The organism is Ruegeria sp. AF2, assembly GCF_056542025.1.
Window position 1 is genome coordinate 429,057 of record NZ_JBQFZC010000001.1, and the last position, 19,323, is coordinate 448,379.

Annotated in this window: 17 protein-coding genes and 1 pseudogene; 13 read left to right on the forward strand and 5 right to left on the reverse strand. The window is 55.0% G+C overall.

Annotated elements, in window-relative coordinates; all coding sequences use genetic code 11:
* Positions 1 to 125: 125 nt before the first annotated feature.
* The 6 genes from ACR0NM_RS02105 to ACR0NM_RS02130 all read left to right on the forward strand — a co-directional run bounded on the left by ACR0NM_RS02105 (position 126) and on the right by ACR0NM_RS02130 (position 8,584).
* Entirely contained in the window at positions 126 to 2,576 is a 2,451-nt protein-coding gene (locus ACR0NM_RS02105) for a GcvT family protein (protein WP_480613001.1), read from the forward strand.
* 65 nt (positions 2,577 to 2,641) lie between these two features.
* On the forward strand, positions 2,642 to 3,589 hold the full coding sequence (locus tag ACR0NM_RS02110; protein ID WP_480613003.1) for a GlxA family transcriptional regulator: 948 nt from the start codon (positions 2,642 to 2,644) through the stop codon (positions 3,587 to 3,589).
* Between the two features lie 260 nt (positions 3,590 to 3,849).
* Positions 3,850 to 5,196 (forward strand): dimethylsulfonioproprionate lyase DddP, encoded by a 1,347-nt coding sequence (dddP, locus tag ACR0NM_RS02115; protein WP_170694919.1) that lies wholly within the window; start codon positions 3,850 to 3,852, stop codon positions 5,194 to 5,196.
* A gap of 86 nt (positions 5,197 to 5,282) precedes the next feature.
* Positions 5,283 to 6,944 (forward strand): BCCT family transporter, encoded by a 1,662-nt coding sequence (locus tag ACR0NM_RS02120; protein WP_480613006.1) that lies wholly within the window; start codon positions 5,283 to 5,285, stop codon positions 6,942 to 6,944.
* A 28-nt stretch (positions 6,945 to 6,972) separates the two neighbouring features.
* Entirely contained in the window at positions 6,973 to 7,929 is a 957-nt protein-coding gene (locus ACR0NM_RS02125; protein WP_120981185.1) for an ABC transporter substrate-binding protein, read from the forward strand.
* 301 nt (positions 7,930 to 8,230) lie between these two features.
* The gene (locus ACR0NM_RS02130) at positions 8,231 to 8,584 is read left to right on the forward strand and encodes a GFA family protein (RefSeq protein WP_120981186.1); all 354 of its coding nucleotides are present in this window, start codon (positions 8,231 to 8,233) and stop codon (positions 8,582 to 8,584) included.
* 96 nt (positions 8,585 to 8,680) lie between these two features.
* Here the strand turns inward: ACR0NM_RS02130 and ACR0NM_RS02135 are convergent, their stop codons facing one another.
* A complete protein-coding gene (locus tag ACR0NM_RS02135) occupies positions 8,681 to 8,965 on the reverse strand; it encodes a winged helix-turn-helix transcriptional regulator (protein WP_259462647.1) in 285 nt (94 codons plus the stop codon).
* 213 nt (positions 8,966 to 9,178) lie between these two features.
* On the opposite strand from ACR0NM_RS02135, the gene ACR0NM_RS02140 reads away from it, so the two are divergent.
* The 6 genes from ACR0NM_RS02140 to ACR0NM_RS02165 all read left to right on the forward strand — a co-directional run bounded on the left by ACR0NM_RS02140 (position 9,179) and on the right by ACR0NM_RS02165 (position 14,460).
* Positions 9,179 to 9,787, forward strand: coding sequence for an NAD(P)H-dependent oxidoreductase (locus tag ACR0NM_RS02140; RefSeq protein WP_170510850.1), 609 nt, complete (start codon positions 9,179 to 9,181; stop codon positions 9,785 to 9,787).
* The gene (locus ACR0NM_RS02145) at positions 9,774 to 10,493 is read left to right on the forward strand and encodes a glutathione S-transferase family protein (RefSeq protein WP_170567742.1); all 720 of its coding nucleotides are present in this window, start codon (positions 9,774 to 9,776) and stop codon (positions 10,491 to 10,493) included. Before ACR0NM_RS02140 ends, ACR0NM_RS02145 begins: the two co-directional genes overlap by 14 nt.
* Before the next feature lie 3 nt (positions 10,494 to 10,496).
* Positions 10,497 to 11,150, forward strand: coding sequence for a DsbA family oxidoreductase (locus ACR0NM_RS02150; protein WP_259462648.1), 654 nt, complete (start codon positions 10,497 to 10,499; stop codon positions 11,148 to 11,150).
* Positions 11,151 to 11,349: 199 nt separating this feature from the next.
* Positions 11,350 to 12,540 carry a low temperature requirement protein A gene (locus ACR0NM_RS02155; RefSeq protein ID WP_480613008.1) on the forward strand — a complete coding sequence of 397 codons (1,191 nt, stop codon included), beginning with the start codon at positions 11,350 to 11,352 and terminating at the stop codon, positions 12,538 to 12,540.
* On the forward strand, positions 12,533 to 13,495 hold the full coding sequence (locus ACR0NM_RS02160) for an ion transporter (RefSeq protein ID WP_170510845.1): 963 nt from the start codon (positions 12,533 to 12,535) through the stop codon (positions 13,493 to 13,495). The genes ACR0NM_RS02155 and ACR0NM_RS02160 overlap by 8 nt, the downstream gene beginning before the upstream one ends.
* A gap of 257 nt (positions 13,496 to 13,752) precedes the next feature.
* Entirely contained in the window at positions 13,753 to 14,460 is a 708-nt protein-coding gene (locus ACR0NM_RS02165; RefSeq protein WP_480613010.1) for an IS6 family transposase, read from the forward strand.
* A gap of 442 nt (positions 14,461 to 14,902) precedes the next feature.
* On the opposite strand, the gene ACR0NM_RS02170 is transcribed toward ACR0NM_RS02165, so the two are convergent.
* Positions 14,903 to 15,232 carry a hypothetical protein gene (locus ACR0NM_RS02170; protein WP_480613012.1) on the reverse strand — a complete coding sequence of 110 codons (330 nt, stop codon included), beginning with the start codon at positions 15,230 to 15,232 and terminating at the stop codon, positions 14,903 to 14,905.
* Here ACR0NM_RS02170 and ACR0NM_RS02175 point away from each other — a divergent pair.
* A pseudogene (locus tag ACR0NM_RS02175) lies at positions 15,231 to 15,938 on the forward strand (IS6 family transposase). The gene ACR0NM_RS02170 and the pseudogene ACR0NM_RS02175 overlap by 2 nt on opposite strands.
* An 88-nt stretch (positions 15,939 to 16,026) precedes the next feature.
* On the opposite strand, the gene ACR0NM_RS02180 reads toward ACR0NM_RS02175, so the two are convergent.
* From ACR0NM_RS02180 to ACR0NM_RS02190, 3 genes are read right to left on the reverse strand one after another with little or no spacing between them, the layout of a single operon-like run.
* Positions 16,027 to 17,181, reverse strand: coding sequence for a Gfo/Idh/MocA family protein (locus ACR0NM_RS02180; RefSeq protein WP_480613014.1), 1,155 nt, complete (start codon positions 17,179 to 17,181; stop codon positions 16,027 to 16,029).
* Positions 17,181 to 18,236: a sugar phosphate isomerase/epimerase family protein gene (locus ACR0NM_RS02185; protein ID WP_480613016.1), complete on the reverse strand. Its 1,056-nt coding sequence runs from the start codon at positions 18,234 to 18,236 to the stop codon at positions 17,181 to 17,183. Before ACR0NM_RS02185 ends, ACR0NM_RS02180 begins: the two co-directional genes overlap by 1 nt.
* Before the next feature lie 27 nt (positions 18,237 to 18,263).
* Positions 18,264 to 19,322, reverse strand: a complete 1,059-nt coding sequence (locus tag ACR0NM_RS02190; RefSeq protein ID WP_170567733.1) for a LacI family DNA-binding transcriptional regulator — start codon at positions 19,320 to 19,322, stop codon at positions 18,264 to 18,266.
* Between the last annotated feature and the right edge of the window lies 1 nt (position 19,323).

The window sequence follows — 19,323 nt, forward strand, 5'->3', positions numbered from 1 at the left end:
TCACCAGCAATCCACTGCAAAGAAGTGAACCCCTTTTCACCGAGATAGATGCTTTGGGTCAAAACGAGGAGCGCGCACCCAAATGCAGTCAGAGTGAAAGCTGAATTCCTGAGGAAAAACGAAATATGCCTACTATTCAGACCGACGAGTCCACAGGCGGAAAGAAACTGCCGTCGCACGCCAAAGTCGTTGTTATTGGCGGCGGCGTTGTTGGTTGCTCGATCTTGTTCCACCTGGCCAAGTTCGGTTGGAAGGATGCGGTCCTGCTTGAACGTGACGAGCTGACATCCGGCTCATCCTGGCACGCGGCCGGCGGTATCCACACCATCAGCTCGGATCCGAATATCTCGCGCCTGCAATCATACACGATCAATCTTTATAAAGAGATCGAAGAACTGTCCGGGCAATCCGTTGGTCTACATCAAACTGGTGGCTTTTATGCCGCCTCGACCAAGGAATGGTATGATTACCTGAAGGGCGAGCGTTCGAAAGCGCGCTACATGGGGCTGGATCAGGAATTCATCTCGCCCAAGGAGCTGGCCGAGCGTCATCCGCTGATCGATCCGGACCACTATCACGCGGTTCTTTGGGACGCACAGGACGGCCATCTGGACCCGTCCGGCACGACCTACGCTTTTGCCAAGGCGGCCAAGGCGCATGGTGCCCAGTATTTCACCCACTGTGGCGCCACCGATATGACACAGCGCCCAGATGGCAGCTGGGACATTGTCACCCCCAAAGGCACGATCAATGCAGAGCATGTCGTGAACTGCGGCGGTCTGTGGGCGCGTGAGGTGGGTCACATGGCGGGCCTTCATCTGCCGGTTCAGCCGATGGAGCACCACTACCTGATCACCGAGCGCATGGACGAGGTCGTGAACTTCGGTCAGCAGCTACCGCATGGCATCGACTTTGAGGCCAACGTGTACTGCCGCCAGGAAGGGCAGGGCATGTTGCTGGGTACCTATGAGGCCCAGGCAACCCCTTGGAAAGTCGGCGGAACGCCCTGGGATTTCGGTCATGAACTGCTGCCGCCGGATCTGGATCGCGTGGCGGATCGTCTGGAAACCGCGTTCGAGCGTCTTCCGGCAATGGCCAATGCCGGGATCAAGGATGTGATCAACGGTCCGTTCACATTTGGCCCTGATGGCAACCCGCTGATCGGCCCTGTTCCAGGTATGAAGAACTACTGGGTCGCTGTTGGTGTCATGGCGGGCTTCTGCCAGGGCGGCGGCGTGGGCCTGACCCTTGCGGAATGGATGATCGACGGCGAGCCATCCATCGATGTCTGGGCGATGGACGTGGCGCGTTTTGGTGAGTTCGCGTCACCCGACTGGGGCACAATCAAGTCGTCGGAAAACTACGAACGCCGGTTCGTGATGACCTTCCCGAATGAAACCCTGCCCAAGGGCCGCAAGCAGAAGACCACCGCGCTTTATGATCGCATGATCGCCAAAGGTGCGGTGATGGATCAGGGTTTCGGCCTCGAAAACGTACTCTGGTATGCCGACGGCCCGGAAGATGCGCACGAGGTTCCCTCGTTCGAGCGCAACCGGTCTCACGATTATGTCGGACGGGAGATCAAGGCCGTGCGCGAGGCCGTAGGTGGCATTGAGATTGCCAACTTTGCCAAGCATGAGTTCAAGGGTGAGCGTGTTCGCGAATACCTGAACCAAATCCTTGCCGGGTTCGTTCCCAAGCCCGGACGCCTGGCGCTGACGCCGATGCTGACGCCCAAGGGCAAGCTTTACGGCGACCTGACGGTTGCTTGCCTGGCCGAGGATCACTTTATGCTGTTCGGCTCGGGCGCGATGCAAGAGGCACACCGCCGCTGGTTCGAAAAAGACCTGCCTGCGGGCATTTCTTATGCCAACGTTTCAGACGACTGGCACGGCATTGCATTGTCTGGCCCGAAATCGCGAGACCTGCTGGCCCGGATCACGCGGGACGATGTTTCAGCCGAAGCCTTCAAGTTCCGCGACCTGCGCCAGACCTTTGTCGGCGGCGTGCCGGTGATCATCAACCGGATCAGCTTCTCTGGCGAATTGGGCTACGAAATCTATTGCAAACCGCAATACCTGATGCGCCTGGCAGACGCCATCGAAGAGGCCGGCGCCGATCTGGGCTATCGCTGGTACGGCGCGCGTGCGTTGCTGTCGATGCGACTCGAGAAGGGCTGGGGTGTCTGGACGATGGAATACCGTCCCGACTTCGACGCTGTCGAATCCGGCATGGATGTCTTCATCAACTGGAAGAAGGACTTCGTCGGCAAAGAAGCAACGCTGAAAGCCCGCGATGAAGGGGTCTCGCAGAAGTTGGTGACAATGACCATCGACGTCGAGGGGATCGACGTGGCCCATGACGAGGCGATCCTGAAAGATGGTGAACCGGTCGGCTACGTCAGCTCGGGCGGCTATGCGCACCATGTCGGCAAGTCGATGGCGATGGGTTACGTCGCAGCCGAGTTCGCACTGCCGGGAACGACGCTTCAGGTGGAAATTCTGGGCAACTTCTACGACGCGCTGGTTCTGGCAGGACCAATCTACGACGCCAACGGCGCAAACATGCGTTCTTGATCAGGAGAAAAACCATGGGGCGGCCAGAGAAAGACATAGATGTGGTTCTAAGTGAACTTGTTGAGGTGAACCGCTTCGTATTCTTATTGATGCCCGGGTTCTCGGCATTGGAACTGGGATCCGGCATCGACTCTCTGGCCGCCGCCAACGAAGCAATAGGTAAGGCCTTCTTTCAGTGGAAAACAGCCAGCGAAACGGGCGATAGCATAAAATCTTCTTCAGGGCTGACAGTAGCAGTCGATAGTGCCCTGCCTGATGTGCACCGTGAAGATTGCATCGTTGTTTGCTGCGCCTTCAATTCCCAAAACTACTCTAAGTCAGGAAGGACTGCAGCTTGGCTAAGGCAAGCCGCAAGACTAGGAGCACGACTATGCGGTCTAGGAGGTGGTGCACTGTTTCTCGCCCGGATCGGCATAGCGATCGAAGGACCCATCAGCGCACACTGGAGAATGAAGCCTGTCTTTGAGGAAGGCTATCTGGATCTGGAGCCTACCTGCACAATTTTTGAAGAGGCTTCAAATATCGTCTCCTGCGGGGGAGGTGCCGCCACTCTGGACCTTTTTTCTGCGTTGATCCGCCAAAAAGCAGGTCCGGAAGCCTCTAGTCAGGTTGCTGACCAGCTCCTTTGTGGGTCTATGCGTGACGGAAATTGCCGTCAGAGTATCTCCAGTCTTTATGGTCCGAAACACCGGAACGAAAAGCTATCCAAAGCGCTGAGCTTTATGCAGGAAACCTGGGAAGAGCCTGTTTCGACGTCGGCAATCGCCCGTCAGGTTGGAATATCGACACGGCAACTTGAAAGGTTGTTTAGCCGATATCTGGGGATGAGCCCTAAGACCTACATGATGGTTCTGAGGCTCGAGAGGGGGCGGGTATTGCTGCAGCAAACCCAGATGCGCGTGATCGACGTTGCCACGGCCTGCGGGTTCTCAACACAAGGCCTGTTTTCCAAGCACTACAAAAGGCACTTCGGCATAGCGCCTCGAGAAGAAAAGGTTGTGCTTGCGCACTAGCTTCGGAGAACGGCGTTGCAATCAACTCAGACAACACTGGTCACTACGGAATTAAACTGTGACAGCGGCAAAGCAGATCACAGAACGATTTCTTATGCCTTCGGTGTCCCGATCAACAATACCGCAGAAAATCGCACCCCGCTTACGACAATGGGGGGACTTCGCAGATCAAGCTATCAACGCAGCTTGAATGAAAGGCCGCGCAAGTCGGGACGCGGCTTTTTTTGCTTGCAATCAAGCGTCTGAAAGGAAAGCATAAAATGAACACCCACTACAGTGATCGGCGCAAGATTGACCCTAGCCAGGGCGTTCGTCTTGGCGATGGGACGGCAAATGACGGCGACCGGGTCGAGATTGGGCCGACCGCACTTGCCCATGCTGAATGGCGCGAGGCGGGGTTGGCGCTGCCCGATTTGACCGAGATGCGCAAGGCCCGCCACAAGCGCCTGACCGACGCCATCGTGGCCCGCGGCTATGGGGGGTTGCTGATGTTCGATCCCCTGAACATCCGCTATGCGACCGACACGACAAACATGCAATTGTGGAACACCCACAACCCGTTCCGAGCCTGCCTGCTATGTGCCGACGGATACATGGTGCTTTGGGACTACAAGAATGCGCCGTTCCTCGCCGAGTATAATCCGCTTGTCCGCGAGAGCCGATCTGGCGCTGACATGTTCTACTTCGCCCGTGGCGACCGGATTGGGCCAGCGGCCGACACCTTCGCTGCCGAGGTGGCGGACCTGCTGGCCACCCATGCGCCGGGCTATACACAGATCGGGATAGACAAGATCCAGCCTGCGGGACTGGACGCGATCCGCCGAGCGGGGCTGGAGTATCGCGACGGCGAGGAAGTCACCGAACGCACACGGGGCATCAAGACCGAGCACGAGTTACGCGCCATGCGCTGCGCCATACATTCCTGCGAGCGTTCGATGGCCGCCATGGAAGAGTTCGCGCGCGCAGAAATTCCAAAGGGCGGGGTGACCGAGGACGATGTCTGGGCCGTGCTCCATGCCGAGAACATCAAGCGTGGCGGCGAATGGATCGAGACACGGCTGCTCACCTCGGGGCCACGCACGAACCCGTGGTTTCAGGAATGTGGACCTCGGGTCATCGCCGAGAACGAGATCCTCGCCTTCGACACTGATCTGATCGGGCCATATGGCATTTGCGCGGACCTCAGCCGTACATGGTGGATCGGTGACGAACTGGCGCCGAAGCATATGCGCGAGAGCTACGCCGAGGCCGTCGAGCACATCCGCTACAACACGGCGCTCCTGCGCCCCGGCCTCCACATGGAGGAGCTGACACGCTCATTGCATGTGCTGCAGGACAAGTATCAGGCGCTGAAATATTCCTCTCCGATGCATGGTGTGGGCCTGTGCGACGAATGGCCATTGATCGCCTATCCCGACCGACTGGTGGACGGCGCCTTCGACGCCATTCTCGAACCTGGGCTGACGCTGTGTGTCGAAGCGCTGGTGGGTGAGGTCGGCGGCGACCACATGGTCAAGCTGGAGGATCAGGGAGTTGTGACTGAAAGCGGGTTCGAAACGATTTCGACCTACCCGCTCGATAAGCGCCTGATGGGAGAAACGGCCTAGCTGGCATTCGCAATATCCAAAGCCCGCCAGCAAACCCATGACACGGTCCGCTGACGGTTCAAAATCAGCATACAATGGAGGAAAGTATGAAACCACCTTTAGGCGAATTGGACATTCCAGTTTCCGAGAGCGGCTTTTATGAAGGGTTCTCAAAGAACGTTGCCGTGTCCGCGAAAATCCTCGTGGGTTTGCTCATCGTGTGGGCCGTAGCCTTTCCGGAGAGTGCCGCGGAGACACTAGGAGCATTGAATGGCTTCATTCTGGCAAGCTTTAACTCTTGGTACATCTACGCGGTAGCGTTTTTCCTGATACTTTGCCTTGTTCTCGCAGCATTGCCGGCTTCTGGCAGGCTTCGGCTGGGCCAGGACGATGAAAGGCCTGAATTTTCGAATTTCTCATGGTTTTCAATGATGTTCAGCGCCGGGATCGGCATTGGGATGCTGACTTTTGCGACGGCTGAACCGATTTACCATTTTCAGAACAACCCCCACGTGATTATGGGAGACGTGCCCGCTCAGACAGCTGAAACCGTAAGGTCAGCCTATATCTGGTCATTTGCGCATTGGGGGCTATCGGCCTGGGCATGCTATGCAATTGCCGGACTGGGGTTCGCGTATTTCTCATACCGAAGGGGCCTGCCACTTACGGTGCGCACCGCGCTCATCCCGCTTTTCGGCAAATCGCTTTCGGGCCCAATCGGTCATGTCATCGATATCGTGGCCGTGGTGGCAACTATCCTGGGCGTTGCCCAGACCCTTGGATTTGGTGTCGAGCAGTTTGTAGCCGGCCTTAATCGGATTGGTTTCGGTGACTGGTTGCTGGTGACCGGCGAGGGAGGAACACAAAAAGCGTCCTTTGCCGCCATCATCTTCGCTCTTGTGGTTATCATGGGTGCCTCGACCTTGTCCGCACTCTCCGGTGTCGGCAAGGGGATCAAGTGGCTGTCCAATATCAATATGGGGCTGAGCTTTTTCTTGTTGGCGTTCTTCCTGATTTTCGGTGCAACATTCTTCAGTCTGACGGCCATGTTCGTCGGTATCTGGGATTACCTGCTGGCGCTGCCGGGAATCAGCTTTACCGTCTGGTCAGATGATGGAACCGAAACGGGCGCCGCACTTGCCGGCTGGCAAGGCGGCTGGACGGTGTTCTACTGGGCCTGGTGGATCGCAGTGACCCCGTTCGTTGGTCTGTTTCTTGCCAGAGTTTCGCGTGGGCGCACAGTGCGCGAGTTTGTGTTGGGTGCAATGCTTGTCCCGGCAATGATGTGTTTCATCTGGTTCGCCTTTGTTGGCGGTACGGCCATCCACCTTGAACTTACAGGTGAGGCTGGGGGCTCGATTCTGGGCGCAGGAATCTCAGACCAGCTGTTTGCGACACTGGCCGTTATTCTCAACGAAAATCTGACATGGGTGTTCTCAGTTATCGTTGTGGTACTTCTTTTGACATATCTTGTGACCACGGCAGACTCCGCTGTTTTGATCGTAAATACAATCAACGCCGCAGGCGATGACGGCCCGAAAGCCAAGCCGCACATCTATTTCTGGGGTGTCGCCCTGGCACTGGTGGTCGGAGCCCTGCTTGTCATTGGGGGTCTGGGAGCCATTCAAACCGCGATGGTTATTGCGGCTTTGCCATTCAGTTTGGCGATGGTTCTGATGGGCTTTGCACTGATTAAGGCGATCTACAACGATAGTCGAAGAATTGCCGAAGGTGTTCCGACCACCGCCCCGGCATCTGCTGCGGAATGAAGCTTGATAGTGATGAAAGGACTTCGAGATGAAAACGCGTAAATCTTTTGCAGCTATCAGTGTGGCGTCCGCGGTAACTGCCGCTTCTACAGTCTCGGCGGCCGACATGGTCATTGGCGTCCCGAACTGGCCATCGGGGGAAGCCACCGCACATATTCTGAAGGTTGCCTTGGAAAGTCGGCTGGACTTGGACGTCGAACTGCAGGACAGCACCAATGCAGCCATGTTTGCGGCTATGGATGCCGGAACCCTGCATGTGCATCCTGAGGTCTGGCTGCCCAGTCTCGACTACCTTCGACGGGAATATGTCGACGGCCGAAAAACGGTTCAGGTAAAGTCCAGTGGCCCCAAGGGGGCGCAAGGAATGTGCGTGACAAAGGGCACGGCGGAACGCACTGGTATCACGGATATCAAGCAGCTTTCCGATCCGGAAATGGCTCAGAAATTTGATAGTAACGGAGACGGAAAAGGTGAAGTCTGGATCGGCGCTGAAGGTTGGACTTCCACTTCCATCGAACAAGTCCGTGCACGTTCCTACGGCTATCACAAGACTATGAGCCTCAGGATCATGGATGAAGCCGACGCCTTGGCAGAACTGGGGGCTGCTGCCGGACAGAACGAGAATGTCGTATTCTATTGTTATCAGCCGCACTACATGTTCGAAGTGCACGAACTTGTCGTTCTGAGCGAGCCAGCGCACGTAAGTTCAAAGTGGATTATCGTGCCGCCCAACTCGATCCCGGGCTGGTTGGAGAAATCGACCGCCAGCGTTGCCTGGGATACTGACGATCTTCATGTCAGTTATGCGACCAGTTTGGAAAGCGCGCAGCCTGATGCCGTCGCAATGCTAAGCAATGTCAAGTTGGAGACCGAGATGCTCTCGGAAATGTCCTTTGCCTTGGCGGTCGAGAAAAAGGACCCCGAAGCATTTGCAAAGCAATGGGTTGAAGACAACTCGGCTGTTGTCGACAGTTGGTTCCCGTAGTGACATACGTTTCCAAGAATGCTTCAGGCGGTAACGAATTCCAAGCTTGGAAGTGAATTCGGCTTAAGTGTCTGATACCCTTAGGCCTTCCGGTCCAGAAGACCGGGAGGCTGGCAATGCCGCTGATCGGCCTTGCTCTGATCAAGGCAATCATCAACGGTAGCCGCCGGAACGCAGTTGGTCTTACCTCTACAGTTCCGGATACGGACCCAATTGTGGCCGAATAAAAGTGTGAACAATCCTTGAGTGACTACAGATCGTTTGTGGGCGCTCTTTCCGCACTCAACCGGTGGAGTGAAAGGTGAAAAAATTCGAAGGCAGCTGTCATTGCGGTTCTGTAAAATTCACGTTTTCGATACCCGACATCGATCATGCAATGCGATGCGATTGTTCACTATGTTCCCGCAAAGGCATGGTGATGAGTGCAACGGTTATCCCGCCTGAAGAAATTAAAATCAGAAGTGAGCAGGACGCTCTCTCAACCTACCAATTTGGCACAGAATCGGCGCGGCACTATTTTTGCAATCGCTGTGGAATTCATACATTCGTCGAGACGCGGCTGAACCCTGGCCACTATCGAGTTAACCTGGGATGCATAGATGAGTTGGACGCACTTCGCCTTCCTGAGATAATCTATGACGGAAGAAATCTCTGACGCAACCAAGACGTCTGAAGGGAACTGTACACATCAAAATCGAGTCGTTGCATTTTGACAAACGGCGATCAGAAGAAACAATAACACACACCGATGCTATCGATTCAAACCGTTGGGTAACTCCTCACTCCACTTTCGCAGTTCATCGAGAAATCCAAGCGCCGTTCTGCCAAACTTGGTAATGGAATATTGAACGGAAATAGGGGCAGTATCCATTACTTGCCTCGCAACCAAGCCCTGCTCCTCAAGTTGACGCAATCGCTCGGTGATCATCTTCTTGCTTGCCCCGCCGATCATGCGCGACAGATCGTTGAAACGCACAGGACCATCTTTGAGGTGCCATAAGATAGACCCGGTCCATTTTCCGCCAATGATCCGCATACCTCGTTCTATTGCACATGGCTCCACACAGGCCTCCGAGACCAGTCGGCGCCCTTTGGCATCTTCGTCAATCCGCGCTCGCATCGTCATCCTTTAGCTTAGGCAACTAGGTTACCAAAAGTATACTAGTTGATTTCCAACACCTGTACCATCAAATGCTCTCTGAGCCCGAAGAAAGTCAAGGGTTCAAGATTACACAAATAGGATATGGACATGAGAAAAATCCTGATCGTGAACGGTACTCAGCCCTACGAATTCGCCCCCGGGCAGTTGAACGCCAGCCTAACGGAGCGCGCGCGCGACATGCTTACCGCAATGGGTCACGAGGTACGCGTGGCAACTGTCGCCGACGGCTATGACGCGAATGCTGAGGTTGAGGCGCACATGTGGGCCGATACGGTCATCATGCAGTTTCCGGTGAATTGGATGGGCGTTCCGTGGGTTTTCAAGAAGTACATGGATGAAGTTTACACCGCTGGAATGGATGGGCGGCTAAGTACCGGTGACGGTCGGACGGCAGAAGCACCGAAGGCCAATTATGGGATGGGAGGCGCGCTGAGCGATAAGACTTACATGCTTTCAGTGACGTTCAACGCCCCGAAAGAAGCGTTTAACAATGAGGCCGAACCGTTCTTTGCCGGTGGTAGCGTCGATGATTTGCTGCGCCCGATGCACCTGAACGCAAAGTTCTTTGCGATGCAGCCGCTTCCGACCTTTGCGGCATTTGATGTAATGAAGAACCCAGAAATCGACACCGATTTCGCTCGATTTGACGCGCATCTGAAAACCACGTTTGCCGAGGTTGAACATGTCCCAGCCTGATATCCATCTCTACACCGCCGGTACGATGAACGGTTACAAGCCGGTCATCTTTCTGGAAGAGGCAGGTGTCCCATACGACCTGACTCACATCAACTTTTCCAAACAGGAACAAAAAGCGCCGGATTATCTGGCGCTGAACCCGAACGGAAAGATCCCGACCATCGAAGACCGTTCGGAAGGGCGCGCGATTTTCGAATCCGGCGCGATCCTGTGGTATCTGGCCGAGAAATACGGAAAATTTCTGCCATCGGACCCGGTCAAACGGTCCGAGGTCATGCAATGGATGCTGTTTCAGGTTGGGCACGTAGGACCGATGATGGGACAGGCGATGTATTTCCAGCACATCGCTGCGCCTAATGGCCATGAAGAGCCCTTTTCAATCCGTCGCTACGTGGACGAAAGCCGCCGCTTGATGGAGGTGATGAACTCTCGTCTGGACGGGCGCGAATGGATTGCTGCAGACGAATACACCATAGCTGACATGATGCTGTTCCCATGGGCGCGTGCATATGTCTGGGCAAGGGTAGATGTGTCGGACCTGTCGCATCTGAACGCCTGGTTCGACCGTATTGACGCCCGGCCGGCCGTGCAACGGGCGTTGACCATCCCAAAGGCCAACCCCCAATTCTGGGATACCAACGCAGATGCCAGCGCCTTTGCTAAGGAAAACGCGTCGCGCTTTTCCAGCGATGTAAAAGGAACCTGAACCGTGCAAGCTGCTCTGCCCATTCGCGTCGATATCGTGTCAGACGTTGTTTGCCCTTGGTGTGTGATCGGCTACCACCAACTTGCCAAAGCTGCGCGCGACACCCAGACCGAACTAGATATCCATTGGCATCCATTCGAGCTGAACCCGCAGATGGCCGAGGGTGGCGAGAACCTACGCGAACATCTGGCGGCAAAATACGGGACCACTTTGGAAGGATCGATCAAGGCGCGTGCCCGCCTCAGCGAGATGGGCGCAGCACTTGGGTTCAAGTTCAACTACGCCGATGACATGCGGATGTATAACACCTTCCGAGCGCATCAGTTGATTGACTGGGCAACGGAACTAGGAAAAGGCCACGAGATGAAGCAGGCACTTTTTGCGGCCTTCTTCACCCGTCGCGAGGACGTCTCGGACATGCAGGTTCTCGCCGACGCGGCCGCAGGCATCGGGCTGAACCGCGTGGATGCGCTAGACATGTTGCAAAGCCAAGATCGGGCCAATCACTTGCGCCAAAAAGAGCAATTCTGGATCAGCCAAGGTGTTCGGGGCGTGCCTGCAATGGTGTTCGATCAACGTCACCTCGTGACCGGTGCGCAGGGCGAGGAAAACTACGCCCGCATCCTGCTGCATCTACGAGACGACAGGGCCGCGTGACACCAGTGAATACCAGGCACTTCCGGCGCAAAAAAACCACGATCGGACAGGTGTCGCCCGGCCTGCCATCGCTGAACAACCATTGTGGGGGTTGCATGACGTAAGTCTCCGCGACAACCTTCCTCTTAAATTAAAAACTCAGTCGGAGTGGCCGCATGCCGGCCGCTACAGCCCTTCAACTTGGAAGAGTTCCTAATTTATGGCACTGCATGATCACCCCATCTGGCGGAAGCCGCAACATCACCAAGACCTCGACCACGCGCACGACCATGTCCACTGGGCCGAGCTGTTCTACGACCTGATCCACGTCGTGACGATCTTTCTATTGGGCAATTACCTGTCGCATCATCTCGATCTGCATGGGTTTCTTGTGTTCGCCGGAGTCTTCATAACGCTCTGGTACGCTTGGGGCGAACTCAGCATATTCAACTCGATCTACGTCAGTACCGACTTTTGGCATCGGCTGATTATGGCCGTGATGATCTGCACGGTGATGTTCATGGCAGCGGCGATCCCGGCTATTTACGGAAAGGGTTGGGTTTTCTTCGCGTTAGGATTTGCTGCGAACAGGGCCATGATCGCGGCGCTGTACTATCGAGCCCGGCGGGCCAATTCATCAGGCGAGTCGATGTCGACGGCCCAGATCCGCAATTTCTCGGTCTTTGCGGTGATCTTTGCGATTGCAGCCTTTTTGCCTGCTCCTCTTGCTTACTGGGTGTTTGCCGTCGCAATGGTGGCCACGCAGGCAATGTATATGATCCCCGGTGTCACAGTCCTGCGTTTCGAGAGGTTTGTCCCGCGTCTTGGCCATATGGCTGAACGGTTTGCTCTTTTAACGTTGATCGTATTAGGCGAAGGGTTCTTCAAACTGGTCGTCACCCTGTCCGAAAAAGGAATTTACAAAGTATCACCGGACGTACTCGTCAACTTCGTCATCGGTGGCGTTTCGATGTTCGTGATGTGTTGGATCTATTTCGACTTTGTCGGCAATGCCAAACCAAAAGACAAAAAGGTGTCGACGTTGGTCATCTGGTGGCTTGCGCACCTGATTTTGATGCTTTGCGGCGTCATGGTCGGCGTGGCTCTTGCTGCCGAGGTCAAAGTCGGATTTTGGGAGCCATATCCAACCGAATATGCCGCCATAGGCTGTTTCGGTCTTGCCGGTTACATTGCCATGCTTTGGGTGCTTCAAAACGTCATAGAACATCGTTTGGCGTCGGATTTCGGGCGATGGGACGTGCGTGTATTCGGGATAGTGCTGGCAATCATCTGTTTCTTTGTCGTCCCACATGTCCCCTCTTTGTTAGGCAATCTGATCTGGGGGACAGCTTTGCTATCGCAAATCGCGATCCCCCTGACGCGCGCCTGGACGCAGTTTCGACATGAGTGAGGCACTTACAAGTTCAGGCTATCTAAAAAGAAAAGTCTATTGGTGGCTCGAGCGCCCGGACCGGGCGGCCACCGGTCCCTGGTTGCTTGAAATAGCTCTAATTGCCCTAATCACGCTGAACGTGGCCGCCGTTATCCTGGAAACGGTTGACTCCATATATTTCCGTTGGGGCCTGGCTCTGAACCTCTTTGAGGGTCTTTCTCTGTTTGTCTTCGTGGTCGAATACGCGGCAAGGCTGTGGGTCGCCACTGAAAATCCAAGTTACAAAACGCGCGCTGCATGGGCCGTCTCCCCGATCGCCATCATCGATTTACTAGCGATTTTACCTGCGCTGCTCTACTTGATCTTCCCGGTTGACCTGCGTCTGCTGCGTACCTTCCGCATGTTGCGACTGCTTAAACTCACGCGGTATTCCCCCGCGCTCGGCATGCTGCTTGCTGTGTTTGAGGAAGAGGCTGGCGCCTTTTTTGCAGGTTTCTTCATCCTGATGGTGATGCTGATTTTTGCGGCCAGTGGTGCTTGGCTGGCCGAGCACGAAGCGCAACCGGATGCCTTCGGTTCGATCCCCGCAGCGATGTGGTGGGCGATGGCAACGCTGACGACCGTTGGTTATGGCGACGTGACGCCCGTGACAGTTGCCGGTAAGATCTTCGGCGCTGCGATCACCGTGATTGGCATCGGTATGGCTGCGTTGCCTGCAGGGATCATTGCCAGCGGCCTGAACGACCAGTTGCACCGCCGACGGGCCAGCCTGGAACGTGAATTTCGAAAGGCCTTGGAAGACGGCGATATCTGCGAGGCCGATGAGAAAGAGATTGACGCAGTTCGCAAGCAATTGGGTCTCTCGCGCCGCGCTGCCGATCATATCCGAAACCGCGTGCATGCCGAAACAATATCACAGGTCGATCACTGTCCCACATGTGGTCAGCCGACCAAGCAAAAGGCCAAGTCGTGAACGCCAGCATCGGACTGCTTGTCTACGGAGTTCGAGATTTGCGGGGAAAAACTGTCTGTCAGTTCTTTAGCGTGCGCTCTTTCGTTGATCCCAAAAATCGGAGTCAATGAAACTGAAAAGGTCTTGTCAGAAGAACTTTGGTTGAGCGAGTTAGGGTTGTTGCGTAGCTTTTGCCCATGACCAATCTGGCCTCTTTCAAGGGTCTTGTCAGATTAACATTGCTTGAGCGGGGCAGGACGGTTGCGTAGCTTTTGCCCATGACCAAACCTGCCTCTTTCAAGTACTTCAAAACCAGTCCCGAGGTCATCCGCCTTGCGGTGATGCTGTACATCCGTTTCCCGCTCTCGCTTCGAAATGTCGAAGATCTGTTGCACGAGCGAGGCATCGACGTGAGCCACGAAACTGTCCGATATTGGTGGAACAGGTTTGGTCCAATGCTTGCAGCTGAGATCCGACGGAAGCGTGTGCAGCAGCTGCGCGCGTTCTCGAAATGGAAGTGGCACGTGGACGAGGTTTTCGTAAAGGTGAATGGCAAGCGACATTATCTGTGGCGTGCAGTAGATCACGAAGGTGAAGTGCTGGAAGCAGTTGTCACCAAACGCCGAAACAAGGCTTCAGCACTAAAATTCCTCAGGAAATTGATGAAACGGCACGGTTGCGCCAAGGAGGTCGTCACAGATCGCTTCGCTTCCTACAAGGCTGCGCTCAGAGAAATAGGCGCGTTCGAAAAACAACAGACGGGCAGGTGGCTCAACAACCGCGCCGAGAATTCACACCTGCCGTTTCGACGACGCGAACGCGCGATGCAGCGTTTCAGGCGCATGCGAAGTCTACAGAAATTCGCCTCCGTCCATTCCTCCGTCTACAATCACTTCAACCAGGAAAGATCGCTAGCCAGTCGAGACACCTTCAAGCTGATACTCACCGCCGCTCTCGCCGAGTGGCGGGGTCTTTGTGACGAATGAAGGACAGCTACACTGGCCTAGCTGAGACTGGTTCGAATCCCTGTCTCCCCGCCACTCATACCTGTCTCACTTCCCTGTCTCACTTCAGTTGTGTTTTTTGACCCGGAATTGTTCCGCAATTCCCGCGAGTTGACGCATACGCTTTCAATTAGAGACGGAGCAGATCGTACACTCGGATCACGATTCAGGCCCCAGTCTCAGTGCCGCATTTTGGCGGGATCGCTTTGGGTGGGGTTTTCCTGATACCCGGCAATTTACAGGGAATTTTCGCGAAACGGGTCTGAGTTCAGTAATTTCACCTGTCAGAACTGAATGTTTTACAGGGGTTTATGTTGCAAATTCCCTAAAAGGTGGAGCAGGGAATTTTCTCGTGCGAACGGGGAATTGTTCCGCCGGATCAGGGAGGGCGAAGTCTGCATCAGGGACGCAGGATCTGGAGATGTCAGAAGCCGAACAGGCGTTCCTGTTCGGACCAATCAAGTGGGTGGGTCACGCTGACCAGACGCTTGAGTGTAAGTTCGGGCGGCTGGGTGCCGTTGAGAAGCGCGGCCTGAATCTTCAGTGAGAGAAACGCGAGCTGAGCACGGGCAAGGATGAAAGCGCCGGGGACGCTTTCACGCCGCGCAACTTCCATCAGTTGAACTCCGGACTTCAGATCGTGGGTCCAGCCATGGGCGCGGATCAACATGGACCGGAGGCGGGGATCGGGTTGGGGTCTTGTCAGAAGAACGTGTCTTGAGCGGGGCAGGGGTGTTGCATAGCTTTTGCCCATGACCAGACCTGCCTCTTTCAAATACTTCAAAACCAGTCCCGATATCATCCGTCTTGCGGTAACGCTGTACATCCGCTTCCCGCTCTCGCTTCGGAATGTCGAAGACTTGTTGCACGAGCGAGGCATCGACGTGAGCCACGAAACCGACTGCTACTGTTGGAACAGGTTCGGTCCGATGTTTGCCTCTGAGATCCGAAGAAAGCGTGTTCAGCAATTGAGAGCATACTCCAAATGGAAGTGGCACGCGGACGAGGTTTTCGTGAAGGTGAATGGTAAGCGGCATTATCTTTGGCGGGCTGTTGATCACGAAGGCGAGGTGCTGGAAGCCGTTGTCACGAAGCGTCGAAACAAAGCCGCAGCACTGAAATTCCTCAGGAAATTGATGAAGCGGCACGGTTGCGCCGAATAGATTGTCACAGATCGCTTCGCTTCCTACAAGGCTGCGCTCAGAGAAATGGGCGCGCTTGAAAAACAACAGACGGGCAGGAGGCTCAACAACCGTATCGAGAATTCGCACCTGCCGTTTCGACGAAGCGAACGCGCGATGCAGCGTTTCAGGCGCATGCGAAGTCTACAGAAATTCGCCTCCGTCCATTCCTCTGTTTACAACCACTTCAACCAGGAAAGAACGCTAGCCAGTCGAGACACCTTCAAGCTGACCCGCGCGGCCGCTCTTAGCGAGTGGCGTCAACTTTGTTCCGGATAGTTTCGCGGTTTCCGCCGCAAACTGAGACTGGTTCGAATTCGTTTGACAGCACCCTCTAAGATGTCCGCTCTTTTCCCACAGCCAGACTTTACTCTAACTTGACCCAAGCCGCATTCCTTGAAGAGCTTTGCACGCATGCGGCTACAAACTTTACACCATTGAGTCCATCATGGACCGTTGGATAGACAACCGGAATATCAGGTGAAATCCCGCCTCGGAAAGCTTGGATTGCCTCAGCAGCCTCTCCATAGATATTGGCGAAACCTTCAAGATATCCCTCGGGATGGCCCGGAGGGACTCTACTCAACCGATTGGCAGCGTCACCTGCTCCAGCTCCATTTCGGGTGATCAGACGCTTGGGTTCGTTGTATGGTGTGAACCAAAGGTAATTGGGATCTTCCTGGGCCCACTCCAGCCCACCTTTTTCGCCATAGACCCGCAAACGAAGTGCGTTTTCATTACCGGGAGCCACCTGAGAAGACCAAAGCATCCCACGCGCTCCGCCTTCGAAGCGAAGCAAGACGTGCGCGTTGTCATCTACTTTGCGTCCCGGCACAAAAGCCTGCAAGTCCGCCGCCAGGCTTTCCACCTTCAGCCCGGTTACAAAGCAAGCGAGGTGGTAGGCATGGGTTCCGATGTCACCGGTTGATCCACCCGCGCCCGAGCGTTCAGGATCGGTTCGCCACTCAGCCTGTTTGAAATCCTGCTGCTCGGTCAGCCAGTCCTGCGGGTACTCAACTTGAACCACACGAATTTTGCCAATTTCGCCGTTGGCAACCATTTCACGCGCCTGCCGAACCATCGGATAGCCCGTGTAATTGTGGGTCAAAATGAACAGTGCCTTCGCGCTTTCGGCCGCCTTCACCAGTCTTTTTGCATCCGCAAGGGTCGAGGTGAGTGGCTTGTCACAAATGACGTGAATACCGCGTTTCAGGAATTCACGCGCGGCTGCATAGTGAACGTGATTTGGCGTGACAATTGAGACTGCCTCGATCCCAGATTTCAATCGGGCTTCCCGGATCGCCATTTTCTTGAAGTCTTCATAAACCCGTTCGAGCCCCAATGCTTGACCACTTTCAAGAGATTTCTCTGGCGTCGAAGACAAAGCACCGGCGACCAGCTCGAACTTGTCGTCCAGTCGCGCCGCTATGCGATGAACACCCCCTATGAAGGCGTCGTTTCCGCCGCCAACCATGCCAAGCCGAATGCGTCCTGATGTTTCTTCACTGCGTCCTGTGACCATCAATCAATCCCCAGCATTTTCCGATTGGCGGCTTCGTCGGCGCCACTATCAGCGAAATCATCAAAGGCTTTCTCGGTCACACGGATGATGTGATCTGACACAAACTGAGCGCCTTCACGCGCGCCATCCTCGGGGTGTTTGAGACAGCATTCCCATTCGACCACAGCCCAACCATCAAAGTCATTCGCCGCCATTTTTGAGAAGACCGCACCGAAATCCACTTGGCCATCACCAAGCGACCGGAACCGCCCAGCCCGATCAACCCAGCTTTGATACCCGGAATAAACACCTTGCCGCCCGGTTGGGTTGAACTCGGCATCTTTGACATGGAACATCCGGATCCGATCTTTGTAGATGTCGATATTGTCCAGATAGTCGAGGCATTGCAGCACGTAGTGCGACGGGTCGTATAGCATGCAGGCCCGTGGGTGATTTCCCGTCCGTTCCAGAAACATCTCGTACGTCACACCATCGTGGAGGTCCTCTCCGGGGTGGATTTCGTAGCATACATCAACGCCGCAGTCTTCGGCGTGATCAAGGATTGGCACCCAACGACGCGCAAGCTCATCAAACGCCGTTTCAATCAAGCCGGCGGGGCGCTGCGGCCAAGGATAGACATAAGGCCATGCCAACGCGCCCGAGAATGTCGCATGTGCAGAAATACCCAAGTTTTTCGAAGCTGATAGCGCTTTCTTGACCTGGTCTACTGCCCATTCTTGCCGGGCTTTCGGGTTCCCTCTGACGCTTTCGGCCGCAAAGCCGTCAAATGCACTGTCATAGGCCGGGTGAACGGCCACAAGCTGGCCCTGAAGGTGCGTTGAAAGTTCAGTAACTTCGACACCATTGTCCCTGGCTTTTCCTTTGAAGTCATCGCAGTAACCGGTGCTGGACGCGGCCTGTTCCAGGTCGAACAGCCGGCCGTCCCAACTGGGCACCTGAACGCCTTTGTATCCACAGTCAGCTGCCCATTTAGTGATCGCGTCCCACGAATTGAACGGCGCTTCGTCCCCCGCAAATTGCGCAAGAAACAAAGCTGGACCTTTGATCGTCTTCATAAAATCTCCTCCCCAAAACCTGAGCCTCTATGGCGGTAAATTTTCCTTCAGATAGATGTCGATGCGGATACGTTCCTGCGCTTTGTTGAACGGAACCTTATCCGAAGTCGCGCGCAGCAGGCGGACGGCTGAACGTACAATGTGCCCAGTGTCTTGCGAGATCAGAGCGTCAAATGTACCGAGCGTGAGCGCCTCACGACTGAGCGGTGTAAGCTCATGAGCTATGATCACCAGATCTTCGCTGAGCTTGTTTTCTGAAAGGAATTGAATCAGGCCTGCGTTACCCGCTGCTGACGAGTATATTCCGACCAGATCTGGATAGGTTTCAAATATTTCGGGCATCATCCTGTAAATCAGATCCGGGTCATCTCGGCCCTCGACTGATGCTACGACTTCGAGGTGCGGAAATTCCTCAGCCACAACAAGGTCAAAGCCTTGACGTCGTTCGAGGTGGTCACGTGCCAAACGGGATCCTGTAAGTACCAAGACCTTGCCGTCACGATGCACAAATCGCCCCATTAGCTGAGCGGCGGTTCGTCCTGCCGAAACGTTATCAATACCGACAAAGTGGTCTCGTTCAGAACTCGGCAAGTCAGACACCAGGGCAACAACCGGAACGCCTTTGTCCCTGAGCCTTTTAACAGCATCCCGGACAGAAGGCGTTTCGGGCCCGAAAACGGCGACTCCGTCTACATCCAAACTGTCTACAGCATCCAGAATGTTGACGATATCTTGGGGCTCAAACGGAGCAACCTTCTTTATTGCAATGCGAGTCCGTTCGATAAATTGGTCGCGTGATTGTTCTGCGATCTGACTGCTGATTGCCTCCACAAACTCGTTGTCCGTGTCCGGCAGAACAAAGAGGAAGTTGTAAACTCGGTTACGCGCAAGGTTGGCCGCGGCCGTGTCGCGCACATACCCCAGCTCATCAATCGCCTTTTGTACTTTCTGTACGGTCACCGCCCGCACGCCGGGGCGTCTGTTCAAGACCCGGTCAACAGTCGCTAGGCTAACACCCGCAACGCGCGCGATGTCATTAACGGTTGGCTTTTTCACCAATTCTAGTTTTTGTTTTTGGTCTTCCACG